The organism is Sphingomonas sp. 22R3R2A-7 (assembly GCF_036856055.1).
Lineage (GTDB): Bacteria > Pseudomonadota > Alphaproteobacteria > Sphingomonadales > Sphingomonadaceae > Sphingomonas.
Genome location: NZ_JASPFR010000001.1, coordinates 3,670,271 through 3,684,151 on the forward strand (window position 1 = coordinate 3,670,271; position 13,881 = coordinate 3,684,151).

Below are 13,881 nucleotides of genomic sequence, written 5' to 3' on the forward strand. Positions count from 1 at the left end.
TAAGATGCATTTCGTATGCACCTATTCGATCCTTATAAGATGCTGGTCAAGTACATCTTTCATATTGATCGGCCGGCACCGAAGGCTCATCTGGGACTGATGGCAGATCGCTTTTCTCGAGCTCGAAGGCTGACGATTCACGGGCGTCATGCGTCCGGGCGGCAGGACGGTTCGCGAATGGATTGCGCCATCCATAAGGTCTCCGCCGCACGCCCACTTCGAGAACGCCGATGCAACTGACGCGATATACGGACTACGCCGTGCGAGTGCTCCTGCACGTAGGAGCACGCGACGAGGGCGACCTTTCGTCGATCGCGGAGATCGCCCGGGTGTATGCGATATCCAAGAATCACCTCATGAAGGTCGTGCAGAACCTTGGACAGGCGGGGTTCCTCATCACGGTCCGAGGGCGGAATGGCGGGTTGAAGCTCGGCCGTTCCGCGGACACGATCACGATCGGCGAGATCGTCCGGCACACGGAAACGGGTTTCGACCTGGTCGACTGCGGATCGTGCATCATAGCCCGGGCGTGCACGATGCCGCGCATACTGAACGAGGCGACTCTCGCGTTTCTCGCCGTCCTTGACCGCTATACGCTCGAGGACGTCCTTGCGCGCAGAGCGGATCTTCGTGGTCTGTTCGACAAGCCCATGCCGCTCAGGGAGGCGGTCGTACGTCTCGGCAAGGCCGCGGCCGAGGAGGTCCGATAGCCGGCACGGCGACGAACGTACACGAGCTTCTGCGGGACAAGGTGGGGGTTAGTCCGGCGAGTTGCGGCGAGCCGAGAACCATGCGTCCAGACTCCACGCGCCACCGCCGGCGAATGCGAGGTAGAGGAAGATGAAGCAGTAGAGGATCGCCTCCCCGCCCCCGTTGGCGGCTGGCCAGAACCCCGCCGGCGCATGAGCCATAAGGTACGCGGCCGCCATCTGACAGGAGCATACGAACGCCACCGCGCGCGTGCCAAGGCCGAGCGTTAGGAGTGCACCACCAACGACCTCCAGCAACGCAGCGACGACCAGTTGGACTGGTAGCGGGTCGGGCAGGCCACTCTGAGCAATCGGAAAATGGAAGAGCTTCATGAGGCCGTGCTCCATGAACAGAAGAGCAGCGACGATGCGCAGCGCGCTAAGGACGCGTGGGGCCCAGGTTGTCATCGTCTTCAATCCTTTCGAGGTGACGCGCACCGCGCGGAAGCCTTGGATACTGAGGAATTTGCGCACTGGCCGGGCAGGCTTCTTGAGCGCTGCCCGGATCGGCCCGCATCAACCTCGGGAGGTGTCCGGACGCGTCGTCTGCTTCGCCCAGGCATCGATGCCGAGCCTCTGCGGCAGGCCGTTCAATATCGCGTCCAGTGCATGGCCCGGCCCTGCCGGGCAGCGGCTTTTGAGAACAGCCGTCGTGCGGAGTCCGGCTCCGTTGGTCCAAGTGATCGTGTAGGTCGACGTGTCCGACATCGCCGCTGCGCAGGCGATGGTCGCGGTCTCGCCGTCCGCTGGTTTGAAAGGTGCCAGTTCAGCCTTCAGGTCCGAATACAGGCTAGCACGTCCGCGGAGGGTGCGATCGCCGAGTTCGGCGGTATGGCGTTTGCCGGTGAAGGCGACCATCCCGTCCGATCCTATACGGACGTCATAGACGGGGCAGAAGCCAAAGCACGGACCGACCGAGACCAATACCGATTCCGGGTCATGCGAAGCACCGACCTCCAGTCCGCCGGAGGGGGATCCGGTACAGGCTCCCAGTGACATCAGAGATACGAGCAGGGCGGATTTCGAAAGATACGGCGTCATTATTCTCTCCTGGAAGGTCGCATCGCCCCGGCGGTCAGGCGCTGATCTCAAGACGATGCCGTCGAGTTCGTCCCTTGACGAAAAACGTCGCGCATATGAGGGAGGCGCAGGGTGGAGCTTCAGCATCGCCTGGCACACAGCGTGACGAAGGGCAGGTAGAGCAGTAGCGTAAGCATCGCCGCTATCATTCCGTCCTGGACTGCCGCGCCCACGATCTTGTAGATAGCCACCATCCCGGCGCAGACGACGGCAACGGCGATGAGCTTGGCCAACTGCCGTACGGCTCGCTTACGGATCGAGCCGCATGGGCGCTGCGGCGCCCGGTTCTGGCATACGCCGCCGGACAGACGGGGCCGGTGAAGGGTAGTCATGGCTTCGCCCGGTCGAGCAACCGATCCACCTCGATTTCGGCCCAGGTCGTATAGCCCGCGATTAGGAAGCGGCGACGTTCGTCGTCCGCGTCTCCGGACCTTTCTCGGGACATCACGGCGAACCGCCGCAGGGCTTCGAGTTTCGGATCTGCGAGCCGGTTCGGCAGAGCGCCACCGAACAGTCGGAAGATGAAAAGGCGTAGGCCGTGCGGTGGAGCAAAGCTTCTGGCGTCGTCATGCAGGGACAGCGCGACGACGGTCTGTTCCAGAGCCGACAGAGGACTGTCCAGACTGGCGGATCGAACGACGGGCTGGGATGGCTCACCTCGCGGCGGCCGAGCGTAATTTGAAGAATACCCCGCCACCCGACGTTCGGTTGCGGGTAGCGGTTCGACCAGCTTAGGCAGACCCATCTCGTCCTCCGGCATCTATGGATGCAGTTCGCGGACCGCTCACCGATAGCGGTGTGCGTTTCTTGATCGTTTATCTGCGCTCGACGCGTCGTCGGAGGTAGGCCCATGTCCTATCCATCGTCCTGTACCGTCGACCCCGTTTACGTTTCCGAAGGCGATCCAGCCCTGAACGTGAGGTGGAGGGCATGAGTGCCAATCGGGTTAGTGTCCTAGTCTGGCAGGCGGACGGTCGTTCTGCCGAAGAGCCGGGCGTCGAGCGAGAACGCGCCTGGCCCGACCATGGCAAGCACGAGCGCGTCGATCGCATGGGCGATGAAGGCGCCGTTCAGATCTGGGCCGCCCGCAGCGAGCGCCACCACCGCAAGTATCATGGCGATGGTAGCGGCGGAACGTGTGCGAAGCCCCGTTCCTATGGCGAACGCCAGGAGATAGAAGGCGAAGGGTTGCCAGTCGTCCTTGGCGAACCTGCCCGCTGGGTAGGTCGCTAGGAAGATGGTCACCGAAAGCCGCAGAAGAAGTAGCCCGGCTCCTGGAGCGCCAGCGGGGAACAGCAGGAACCGGTGTCTGCGCATACTGGAACACTATTCGGCACCTTGATGTTCGCAAACATCGAAAGAGTTAGTTTGCGATAGCTCTTTCGAGCCATGTCGAAGTGGTTCCACGGGTTTATGACACGTAGGGGAAACCCGCTGGGGCAGTGATACTCGGACGCATCGGCATCAAGCGTCAGCAATGCTTGGAGGTGCGCAGCCTAGGAGCCGATCGAGGCGTCGCTTACGGGTATGTTTTGCCTCCGGGAGGGCGTAACGTTAAGACGGGGTCGGGTGCCATCATGCTTGCCGCGGGGATGGGGAGGTTGATGATCGCGATCTCCGTTCGACACCTTTTGCGGTTCATCTTGCTCGTCGTCTGCGGCGGCATGAGCGCCGCGGCGATCGCCCAGGACGCTTCGAGCTTGCGACAGATAAGCTGGACGGCACGCGAGGGCGCACCCGGCGCAGTGCAGGCGATCGCACAGACGCCCGACGGGTATTTGTGGATCGGGTCGGCGACCGGCCTCTACCGCTTCAACGGCATCACCTTTCAGCGCATGCCGCGTTCGGTGGGCGCCCGCCGCCAATCCGAAGCAATCGGCGCACTGGCGGTGACCCCTTCCGGTGCCATCCTCGTGGGACATGACTGGGGAGGTCTCTCGATCATGCGGAGCGATCGCCATACGGCGGTCGCGAGCGATGCGATGGGAAGTACCGTTCGACGGATCCTCCGGGACCGCGACGGTGCAATCTGGACGATCGCGGAAGGGCCGAACGCGCCTATCATCTCGCGTTTCCGAGCTGGCCGTTGGCGAACGTTCGCGCGTAACCAAGTCCTCTCTGCGGAGCGTTTCAGCTCGGCCATGCTCGACGGCTCAGGGGTGCTATGGATTACCTTGGGGACCCGCCCATTCTACTTGGACCAGCGGAGCGACCTGTTACGGAGCGTACAGAACCCCGAAACCGCGGGCGGACATCTCGCGCATGGTCCATCCGGCAAGATCTGGCTCGTCGCGCCCAAGGGTATTCACTCGATATTGCCTCCAGTTGCAGCGGCCGATGGGCGGATAGGGCCCGTTGCAATGGCTACCGCCGCCACGCCGGGCGAACGCAACGTCGCCCTGGACGGCAACGGATCCCTGTGGGGGATCAGTCGGGCGAACGGCGTGGGGCGCTACGTCGTGTCCGCAGCGTCCGGTGGGGATGAGCCGGCCACGGCGTCATCAGACGGTTTCCTGAAGGAGCGCTCGGGGCAACTCATGCCGTCCACGGCGATGTTCGATAGGGAAGGAAACCTGTGGGTCGGCAGCGAGTCCGGTCTTGAGCAGTTTGCGCCGGCGAGCTTCGGAACGTTCGGGAAGGGCGGACTCCCGGCCACCACTCGGTGGGCCGGTACGATGGTGATCCAGGATGGCCTGCAGGACGTCTACCTGAGAATGGGCTCCGGTCTCTTCCGGGTTCATGGTCGCGAAGGTCCGGTGCAAATGCCCCATACCGTCGAAGCCGACGATGTGCCCTGTTCCAGCGGCGGGGGCGGCGTATGGATTCGTCGAGCGGACCGGGAGTTGGTGCGCGTTGGCAATCCCGCGGTCAGGCGTATTCCGATAACAGGTTCTCGCGGTCGCGGCCTCGTGGGTGGTTGCGCCGAGGACGCGTCCGGGCGGCTCTGGGTCCTGCAAGCCGGGCGAAACGACTTTGGATATCTCACCGAGCGCGGGCAGGGAGCAGTCCGGCTGGGTTCGGAGGCCGGAAGGATACCGAACGAGATCATCGCCGCCGGCGGCGGGGGCGTCCTGGCGTACGTAGGGCGTGGATCGCTGTGGAGGACGGAGGGGACCATTGTCGAACGCCTATGGGATAGGCGAGACGTAGCCATCGAATTCGTGGAGTTCATGTACCAGGGGCCTCGCTACGTTCTCATGGGCGGCCCGGCTGGCCTCGCGCGCTACGACGGCAAGCGGATACGGGTACTTTCCAGCGCGCGGTTCCCGTTTCTGTCACATCTCTCGGGTGGTGTTCAGACCCGTAGAGGTGAGACATGGCTTCAGAATGCCTCGGGGGTCCTGCGCATGTCGACCGCCGCTCTGGACCGCGCGTTCGAAGATCGTACGGCGGATCTTCCGGTCCGGACGTTCGACGGGGACGACGGTCTTCCGGGTGTCGGACCGTACTTCAGCTTATCGACGTTGGCGGAGGACTTGGCCGGACGCGTCTGGGTAGCCACTAACAACGGCTTTGCCTGGGCCGACCCGGCAAGGCTGCCGCATAACGCGGTGCCCCCTCCGGTCGTGATAACGGGAGTTCGCGTCGGAAGCCGGCGGCTGGCGGCATTCGATGGGCTCGTCCTTCCTGCGGGAGTGTCTCGCATCGAGATAGACTACGACGGTCTCAGTCTGACGACGCCGAAACGCGTCCGGTTCCGATACATGCTTGTCGGCGTCGATTCCAACTGGATCGATGGAGGGGGCCAACGGCAGGCGTCCTATACGAACCTCTCCCCAGGCAGATACCGGTTCCGCGTCGTCGCTGCGAACAACGACGGCGTATGGAACCGCAGCGGCGCTACGCTCTCATTCGTCATACCTCCGACCTTCATGCAGTCGAATTGGTTTCTTGCGCTCTGCTGCCTAGGCGCGGCATGCCTGCTCTGGGCACTCTATTCGGCCCGGATGCGCCACGTCACCGCGAAGATGCGACGGCGACAGTCCGCACGGCTCGCGGAACGCGAGCGTATCGCACGAGATCTCCACGACACACTCCTTCAGGGATTCCAGGGTCTGGTTCTTAAATTCCAGTCGGTAGCCAACGCCATCCCTCAGAACGAGCCAGCGAAGAAACTGATCGATCAGGCACTCGACAGCGCTGACGAGGTGCTGAGCGATGGGCGCGAAAGCGTCCTCCAGCTTCGAAGCTCGGGAACCGATGATCTGCCCGCCATGCTTGCGGAGACCGCCGCACGATTGAAGTCGGCCGAGCCTACGGAGTTCGAGATGGTCATCGAGGGAAGCCGTCGCGAACTGGATCCCGTCGTACGCGAAGAGCTCCGAAGGATCGGCGACGAGGCGCTGATCAACGCGTTCCGGCATTCGAAGGCGAGTCTGATAGAGGTCGTCGTATCCTATCACCGGTCGGCGTTGCTCATGGGGATCCGCGACGACGGCGACGGCATAGATCCGGAGATCATTCGGGACGGTGGGCGGCAAGGCCATTTCGGACTAATAGGCATGCGTGAACGCGCGGCGCAGATCGATGGGGAGATCACCATAGCGAGCCGCATCGACATCGGCACCGAGGTGCTCGTCAGGATCCCCGGCCGCGTGGCGTATGTAGTTCGAGGTCGCGGTGACTGGCGACTTGCGGTACGGCGCTTCCTAGGCATGGGTCGACGATCATCATGACAACCGCAGGAAACGCTCAGATCCGCGTGATGATCGCGGATGATCACCCGGTGCTCAGGGCCGGCATCGCCGCCATGATCGATGGACAGAGCGACATGTGCCTCGTCGCCGAGGCAGCCAACGGAGCAGAGGCGCTAGAGAAGTTCCGGACTTCCCGTCCCGACGTCGTGCTGATGGATCTCCAGATGCCACGCATGAACGGCGTCGACGCGATCATAGCGATCCGGAAGGAGGCTCCGACCGCCAAGATCATGGTGCTGACAACCTACGCCGGAGACGCCCAGGCATTGCGCGCGCTGAAGGCTGGAGCAACCGGCTATCTGCTCAAGAGCGTAGTCCGGAAGGAACTACTGGACACGGTTCGTGCCATTCACGCAGGCCGCCGCCACGTGCCTGCCGAGATTGCCCAGGAGATCACGTTTCATGCCGCCGGCGAGGCGCTGAGCGACCGCGAGATCGGCGTGCTCAGCCACGTCGCGGCAGGCCGGCCGAACAAGGAGATCGGATGGCTGCTGAAGATTTCGGAAGATACGGTGAAGGCGCATCTTCGAAGCATCTTCGCAAAGCTTGGCGCACGCGATCGGACCCACGCAGTCATAGTCGCGGCGAAGCGCGGCTTCATCGACATCTGAGCAGGTGCGGGGCGCCAAGCGTCGGCAGCTCACCGTTCGGGTTCGAGGTCGGGACAGCGCGCGGCTCCGGCCGTTAGTCGGATTTGAAGCCGATCGCCTTGTGCGTGTTGTCGCAGAACGGCTTGGTGGCGCTGCCACCGCACCGGCAGAGGCGAGCGCTCTGAAGGCAGGCAACCGTTCGCCCGGTACCGCTCACGATCTCCAGGTTTCCTCTTATCTGGAGCGGGCCGTCCAGCTCGGGCCTGATGTCGAGCGGACCGTCGCGCGTCGTCAGAAGCGGCGTCTTGCGCGTTTCGGGTTCGCCGGTCGCCTTGAAGCCGACGTACTTGTGCGACTTGTCACAGAACGGCTTGTTCTTCGAGGCGCCGCATCGGCAAAGCGTGGCGCGGAACCCGGCAGGACTTCCGTCCAGCACGAGCTCGGCGCGGGCGGCGTACGGTCCGTCCTCGCGCAGCGCGATGAGGTTCACCGGGGGAGCCTTCTCGTCGTGTCCGTCCTTCCGGCGATAATGCAGCGCGCCCGACGGACAGTTGCGGACGATCGCAGAGAGGTCCTCGTAATCCGTGGCGTCCGGAAAGATCCATGGACCATCGACGTTGGCGAGGAACGTTCGCGGCGCGCCCGTGACGCAGAACCGAGCATGTATGCAGCGTTTACCATCATAGGAGATCTCGATCTCCCTTCCTTCGACGACATCCACTCCGTCGGGAGTTCGCGATGAGGGTGGGGGCGGCGCCAAACTCGATTGCGCCTCTGACATCTGGGGTGCGTTCGCTTCGGCCACGTGAGCGGCCGCGGCCGGATCCGGGGCATCTCGCAGGCGCTCGTGCAGTGACTGCAGTACGCGGGCCGCTTTGCCGATGCGGGGAGCCCTGTCGGCCATCGCGTCGGCCACGGCTGCTATCTCCGCAAGCCGCTCCACGTAGAAACGGCGGGCGGATGAACCCGGGGGAGGGCAGCGGCCTCTCGCAACGCAGTGAACGAGACCCCGGCGTTGCAGTCGGGATTCGAAGGCCCCGCCGGCAGTCGTGCTGCGTGTTCCGCCAACGGCGTCAGCGCTCGCATGAGACTGATGGCCACGTCGACGTAGAGGGTCTTCTCAGGGCTGGGGCTTGGCAGAACGTACGAGGCCGCGAGCAGACGCAGCGTGAGACCGTACGTCGCGTTGGCCAGATCGACGACGGCGACCGCTTCCGGGTCCTCTATCCACACACGGCCTTCGGGGCGGGGCGGCTTGCGGAGAACCGGATTGTGCGCGCTGGGGAAGGCAGGCGCGAAGTTGGGGTTTGCCGTCCGCATCTCGGTGAACTCCTCACGGATACGCACGAAGCGCTGGTAGTGGGAGTCCGCCGTCTCGGTTGGGGCACCTTCACCTTCGACGATGATCGCGTCGAATGCGGCTAGCGCCGAACTCAGGTCTGTAACGACCTTCGCGCCACCGAGATCGACTTCGGTGGTCGACAGCTGAAGGGCGGGGGCGCCGCAGAAGGTCTCGCTCTCACCATGGCTTTCCACCATCGCCCTCAGGTTCGCCCCCATGGTCTCGTAGAATATGCCGACGGTCTCGTAGTCGAAGGCCGCCGGGGTGAGACGCAGCGGGCGTGGCGTGCGGGTCGCGTTCAGTTCGGGTGCGAAGCCGGACCCGTCCGGCTCCGTAGAGCCGTGGGGACGTTCAAGATGCACGAAGTGCTGTAGTACGGACTCGCTGAAGGGAGCGAGCTTCACGACGACGCCGGCCGGCAGATACCCGGCGTCGAGGGGAAAGTTCGTTCGCCCGAAGCGGGGCGAGCCGCCGAGCGACGCGGTGATGTTCCATACCGCGACGAGATGACCCATCTCGTCGATCGCGACGTCGATGATGGCACGTCGCCAGCGCCGCACTGCGTCGGCCTCGCGCTCGCTCAATTCCTCCTCCGAACCGTCCTTCAGGCTGAAGGCGGCGTAGAGGTAGGTGCACATGAGGTTGTGCTCGAGCTCCGCTGCCTCGTAGAGCGAATGCATCAGCTTCTCGCGACCGATGGCCGCTCCGACGTCAGCTGTTCCGTCCATAGGTATCGGTTCCATCGTGAAGCCGCATGTAGCGACCATTGCTCTGCACGACGGGATAGCCCTCCGGTGGCAAAGGCTTAAGGACCGAGACCGATCGTTTCTGCTGTACCAAGCTGTTCGGGCGTAAGACGCGTGCCGGTCGAATCGTGATCGCTGATCGACGGTACATTTGATTCGCACGCTCTTGGGTCTGTAGCGTTCGGGCGAGGGGAGTAGACGTGTCCTGCATGCCGATGGTGGTGACACGAGGATAGAGCGATGGAAGCAGCGGTCGTCGAGAACCCCAATCAGAGGCGATTCGAATTGCCGATCGGCGACGACGCGGTGGCCGCGGCGTACTACCGCGTTGAAGGCGACAATCTGGTGTTGATCCACACGGAAGTGCCGTCGGAGTACGCCGGTCAGGGAGCGGCTACCCGCCTGGCGCTAGGGACCTTCGACTTGATCAGGGCCTCCGGACGTAAGGCGATCCTGCGTTGTCCTTTCATGGTGAGGTTCTTCGCGAGCCACCCCGAATATGCGGACGTCGTGGCCGGCTGAACCAGCTGCCGATTATGCCCGCCCAATCGAAAGGACATTGGTCGCAATGAACGACGAATACGATCTGCAGCGCTTTGTCGCTGCGCAGGACCCTGTCTACGTCGACGCCTTGGACATCCTGCGCAAAGGCATGATGTGCTCGCCCTACATCGACTTCATTTTCCCGCGGTTCGAAGACGACCTGGATGTACCCGCGGGGGGCAGCTTCGTCATCCGTTCGCTGGACGAGGCGCGGGCGTATCTGGCCTACCCCGTCCTCGGTAATCGCTACCGCGAGTGCGTCCGAGCGCTCTCTTGGCTGGCGGACCGGGAGGTTTCGAGCGTGTTCAGCGCCACGGACGTGAAGAAGCTGCATTCGTCTCTGACGCTGTTCGCCGAAGCGTCGAACGAGTCCGTGCTGCGGGAAATGCTCGACATCTGGTTCGACAATCTGGCGGACGAAGATACGCTAGCTCAACTTGATCTGACCGCCTGATGGAATGACTGTGCTGCGCTGGGCCATGCTTTGAAAAGGCCAACAAGTGAGGATGGCAACAGGGTGTAGCTCGCATGCTCGTCTCGGACCGAAATCAAGGATCTGGCTGATCTGGCGAAGCACGTCAGCGATCCGACGCGGCGGTCCATTCGGACGTCATCGGGATCGTGCTGACATCAGTGGCATCGCCCAGGTCGTCGATCGTCGCACGACGTTGCGGTCCTTTATTGCCCCGCCGATTAGACCGTGGATACGCTCGCGGTGTCGAAACCTTGCCGTCGGCCCTCGTTGAGCAGTTCGTCGGTGGCGTCGCCGTCGCCGCGCGATGATCCTTCCCAGACCGCGATGGCGAGTTTCCGGTTGGCGTCCACGCGACGTGTCTCGCTTATGATCCGGGCATTGCCGACCGTGAATGCGGTTTCGTCGTCCTCGGCGAGATCGAGCGTGATGAGATCATCTCTGCGATCCGCCGCATCGACCAGCCGATCGTAGATCTCACCCCAGTTTCCGGGTCGGTCGATAACGGACACGCGTCGGAACGTGGCGCGCGAGAATGGCAGTACGATCAAAGCGGGTATGTCCATCTTCTCGGCGACGCTCAACGCGACGAGGTCCGCTCCACAGGCGGCGGCGCATACGAGCCGATCGACCGACTCGACCCGGAAGAAGGCGGCGATGCGCTCCTCCACGATGCGAACGTTCTTCTGGGGAAAGCGTGCGGGCGTATCGCCTGGGGTGTCGGCCCGTCGGCCTGCGAGGGCCGCCGCCGTCATGAATCGCCGTTCGGACATGATCACCTGCTCTTGTTAGTGTTCGGGTCTGGGCGAACGGTGGTACCGGGTTCGACCGGCACCCGACCATTTCTAACATAGGCGATGCCGAGCGGACATTGCAGGGCATATCGCCCTGGTACATCCGTATCGGATGCGAAGCGGCTTCGGACGGACCATCCGGCGCGGTATCGATGGTTTGGCGCCATCGATCGAGACCTTACGGTCCGCAGACGATGCGAAAAGGGGGCTCCGTCTTGCCGCACGTGACTTTCATTCATGGCATCGCGAACAAGCCGCCGGCGGATCGGCTGCATGACGAATGGCTTCGCATTCTGACGAATGCCGGGCTGAACCTGGGCACCGAAGGCGTGACCACAAAGATGGTGTATTGGGCGGACGTGCTGCACGAAGCGCCTGAAGCCATGACGGCAGGCGCGGAGGCGGCGACCAGCGCGATCGGCACCGACAGCGCGGGGGAGGCCGATGCCCCCCTTGGTCCAACGCTCAGCGAAGCCGAATTCATCGCGGGTCTGTCGGCGAAGGTCGGAGGGGTCCTGGCCGCCAGAGAGAGCGGCCAGGACATCTCCGATACGGACGTCGGTCTGGAACGGATACCGCTGCCCTGGTCGGTCAAGAAGCGGTTCCTCGAGGCCTACCTCCGCGATGTGCACCACTACCTCTTCAACGTTGAAAGCACTCCGCGAGAAGGCGAGACCTACCGTGTCCAGGACGCCATCCGATGCAGGTTCGTGGATGCTCTCCGCCGGGCCCCTGGGAGCGGACCGCACATCGTGGTCAGCCACAGCATGGGGACGGTCATCGCGTACGATTGCCTAAAGAACGTGGTGGACTGTCCGGCCATCGATGCGTTGATCACCATAGGCAGCCCCTTGGGCGTCGACGAGGTGCAGGATCGTCTGTTGCCCGGCTGGTCGCGCGATGACGGGTTTCCGGCGAACGCCGGCAGTTGGCGTAACTTCTCGGACCGGCTTGATCCGGTATGCGGCTTCGATACGCGGATCGCGAACGACTTCCTCGTTGGCGGTAAGCCAGCGGTCGTCGACACGATCGTGCGGAACAGTGGCGCCTGGCGCCATTCGATCTCCAAGTACCTCGGCCAAGACGAGGTCCTGTCCGCGATCAGGCAGGAGCTCGGCCTTTGAGCGACAACAGCGTGGAAACCTGTGCCGAGCGGCGTTCCCGACTGCGTGCACATGCAGCATCTCTCGTCATCGCTCTGGAAGACGGAGACGACGGAAAGGTCGTAGAAGCGCGACCGGTGATCATCGACCTGAAGGAAGAACGGGAATTCGATCTGCTCGATCGCTTGGCGGATGCCTTGCGGGCTCACGGCGATGACGACGGCCTGCTGTCGAGGGACGTGGGGCAGGCGTTGATTGAGATCGGGCGACCCCGGCTTGCCGTGGACGTTCTCAATGCGCTGATCGGACGCATGGCGGAGGGCGGCAAGGTCTGGGTGGACGCCAAGGGCGTACTCGGTCGAGCCTGGAAACAGCAGTACCTCGACACGGAGAACCGCGAGAACGCCAGGGCGCAGATCTCGTTTCACGAAGCTGTTGACGCCTACTCGTCCGCGTACGCCGCCACGGGGTGTACGAACGATTACGTCGGCGTGAACCTCATGGCTCTTCTGGCACACGCCGAGGTTAATGGCTTAAAAGTGAAATACCCCAAGACGGCTGTCGAGGTCGCTGAGGAGTTAGATCTTTGCCTTGGGGGCAGGGCGAGCGGCGACCGCGACGTTTGGCACCATGCGTCGCTGGCCGAAATCGCCATTGCGCTTGGCGACCTGGAACGTGCGGAGGGTCACGTCACCGAATATCTGGCGTCGGACGGTCTCAAGGCGTTCGGACTGTACGGGACTCTTCGTCAGTTCACCGACCTTTGGAACTTGGGTGCGACAGAGGGACGTGGGCGGAACATCCTCGACGCACTGAGAGCGAAGACGCTGCGTCTGCCGGGCGGCTACGTCGAGATGAGTACAGATGCTCTGCGTCGCATTATTGCCGAGCCCGAGGAACGACGCGTACAGGCCATTCTCGGCCATGACGGGCAAATGACCCATCGTCAGTTGCTGCTTGGCGTCGAACAGGCGAAGTCAGTAGCGCTCATCGAAGACGGAAGTACTTGGCCTATTGGGACGGGGTTCTTGGTCAGAGGTGGGGATTTCATTCCCCATCTTGAAGACGAGATTGTCCTTCTGACCAATTCCCATGTCGTAAGTAGCCGAGAGGCCGGGGCGTCGCCGCCGGAGGAATGCATCGCAGTCTTCGACCTGCCTGGACCGGATAAGATACGGGTGGCGATCAAGGAGGAGATCTGGTCTTCGCCGGCCTCCAAGCTCGACGCGATCATCCTGCGCCTCGCGTCCGGCGTCGGGACCACGCCGTGGTTAAAACTCGCACCACGGCTTCCCGTGTTGGACAAACAAAGCCGCGTCTACGTCATTGGACACCCGCAGGGACGCGAGCTCACCTATTCCCTTCAGGATAACGTTCTTCTCGACCACGAAGGTCCGGACGCGGGCACCCCCGTTGATCCGGCTGTTCGCAAGTTGCAGTACCGAGCGCCTACCGAACCAGGCAGTTCGGGCAGTCCGGTCTTCAATGGCAGTTGGAATGTCATAGGATTGCATCACGCGGGCGGAGACATGCCTCGGTTGAATGGTAAGACCGAGGAGTGGCCCGCAAACGAAGGCATTTGGATAACGTCGATCCGGGAAGCGGCGGCAGCATCGGTGGCGGTAGTTACAGATACGTCTAAGTAGCCAAGCTACCACTCGTCAGAGGGTTTACCGCTTCGAAGTCTGCCGCGAGAGTTCCTTTGCCGAGCGCCATATGCGGCAGTTGCCGCCGCTGACCATTGGCGCGACCGCTCTCAAACAAT

The 13,881-nt window shown here is 63.0% G+C and carries 15 protein-coding genes; 7 read left to right on the forward strand and 8 right to left on the reverse strand.

The window, feature by feature from the left end:
* Positions 1 to 230 precede the first annotated feature (230 nt).
* Complete coding sequence (locus QP165_RS17610) at positions 231 to 710, forward strand: Rrf2 family transcriptional regulator (RefSeq protein WP_333996595.1); 480 nt, start codon at positions 231 to 233, stop codon at positions 708 to 710.
* Positions 711 to 758: 48 nt separating this feature from the next.
* Here QP165_RS17610 and QP165_RS17615 read toward each other — a convergent pair whose 3' ends face one another.
* From QP165_RS17615 to QP165_RS17635, 5 genes are all read right to left on the reverse strand, one after another.
* The gene (locus tag QP165_RS17615; RefSeq protein WP_443019332.1) at positions 759 to 1,223 is read right to left on the reverse strand and encodes a DoxX family protein; all 465 of its coding nucleotides are present in this window, start codon (positions 1,221 to 1,223) and stop codon (positions 759 to 761) included.
* A 42-nt stretch (positions 1,224 to 1,265) separates the two neighbouring features.
* Positions 1,266 to 1,790, reverse strand: a complete 525-nt coding sequence (locus QP165_RS17620) for a DUF6438 domain-containing protein (RefSeq protein ID WP_333996596.1) — start codon at positions 1,788 to 1,790, stop codon at positions 1,266 to 1,268.
* Between the two features lie 119 nt (positions 1,791 to 1,909).
* A complete protein-coding gene (locus QP165_RS17625) occupies positions 1,910 to 2,062 on the reverse strand; it encodes a hypothetical protein (RefSeq protein WP_333996597.1) in 153 nt (50 codons plus the stop codon).
* A gap of 95 nt (positions 2,063 to 2,157) precedes the next feature.
* Entirely contained in the window at positions 2,158 to 2,589 is a 432-nt protein-coding gene (locus QP165_RS17630) for a hypothetical protein (RefSeq protein ID WP_333996599.1), read from the reverse strand.
* Between the two features lie 194 nt (positions 2,590 to 2,783).
* Positions 2,784 to 3,074 carry a hypothetical protein gene (locus tag QP165_RS17635; protein WP_333996600.1) on the reverse strand — a complete coding sequence of 97 codons (291 nt, stop codon included), beginning with the start codon at positions 3,072 to 3,074 and terminating at the stop codon, positions 2,784 to 2,786.
* A gap of 359 nt (positions 3,075 to 3,433) precedes the next feature.
* On the opposite strand from QP165_RS17635, the gene QP165_RS17640 reads away from it, so the two are divergent.
* A complete protein-coding gene (locus QP165_RS17640; RefSeq protein WP_333996601.1) occupies positions 3,434 to 6,505 on the forward strand; it encodes a sensor histidine kinase in 3,072 nt (1,023 codons plus the stop codon).
* Complete coding sequence (locus QP165_RS17645) at positions 6,502 to 7,137, forward strand: response regulator transcription factor (RefSeq protein WP_333996602.1); 636 nt, start codon at positions 6,502 to 6,504, stop codon at positions 7,135 to 7,137. Before QP165_RS17640 ends, QP165_RS17645 begins: the two co-directional genes overlap by 4 nt.
* Positions 7,138 to 7,210: 73 nt before the next feature.
* Here the strand turns inward: QP165_RS17645 and QP165_RS17650 are convergent, their stop codons facing one another.
* Both QP165_RS17650 and QP165_RS17655 read right to left on the reverse strand, forming a co-directional pair.
* Positions 7,211 to 8,032: a CDGSH iron-sulfur domain-containing protein gene (locus tag QP165_RS17650; RefSeq protein WP_333996603.1), complete on the reverse strand. Its 822-nt coding sequence runs from the start codon at positions 8,030 to 8,032 to the stop codon at positions 7,211 to 7,213.
* A gap of 5 nt (positions 8,033 to 8,037) precedes the next feature.
* The gene (locus QP165_RS17655) at positions 8,038 to 9,186 is read right to left on the reverse strand and encodes a ferritin-like domain-containing protein (protein WP_333996604.1); all 1,149 of its coding nucleotides are present in this window, start codon (positions 9,184 to 9,186) and stop codon (positions 8,038 to 8,040) included.
* Positions 9,187 to 9,444: 258 nt separating this feature from the next.
* Between QP165_RS17655 and QP165_RS17660 the strand changes: the two genes are divergently transcribed.
* A complete protein-coding gene (locus QP165_RS17660; protein WP_333996605.1) occupies positions 9,445 to 9,726 on the forward strand; it encodes a GNAT family N-acetyltransferase in 282 nt (93 codons plus the stop codon).
* A gap of 46 nt (positions 9,727 to 9,772) precedes the next feature.
* Positions 9,773 to 10,201, forward strand: a complete 429-nt coding sequence (locus QP165_RS17665) for a DUF1810 family protein (RefSeq protein WP_333996606.1) — start codon at positions 9,773 to 9,775, stop codon at positions 10,199 to 10,201.
* A gap of 239 nt (positions 10,202 to 10,440) precedes the next feature.
* Here the strand turns inward: QP165_RS17665 and QP165_RS17670 are convergent, their stop codons facing one another.
* Positions 10,441 to 10,974, reverse strand: coding sequence for a hypothetical protein (locus QP165_RS17670; RefSeq protein ID WP_333996607.1), 534 nt, complete (start codon positions 10,972 to 10,974; stop codon positions 10,441 to 10,443).
* A gap of 263 nt (positions 10,975 to 11,237) precedes the next feature.
* Between QP165_RS17670 and QP165_RS17675 the strand changes: the two genes are divergently transcribed.
* Both QP165_RS17675 and QP165_RS17680 read left to right on the forward strand, forming a co-directional pair.
* A complete protein-coding gene (locus QP165_RS17675; RefSeq protein WP_333997064.1) occupies positions 11,238 to 12,137 on the forward strand; it encodes an alpha/beta fold hydrolase in 900 nt (299 codons plus the stop codon).
* Positions 12,134 to 13,762 (forward strand): serine protease, encoded by a 1,629-nt coding sequence (locus tag QP165_RS17680; protein ID WP_333996608.1) that lies wholly within the window; start codon positions 12,134 to 12,136, stop codon positions 13,760 to 13,762. Before QP165_RS17675 ends, QP165_RS17680 begins: the two co-directional genes overlap by 4 nt.
* Positions 13,763 to 13,881 lie beyond the last annotated feature (119 nt).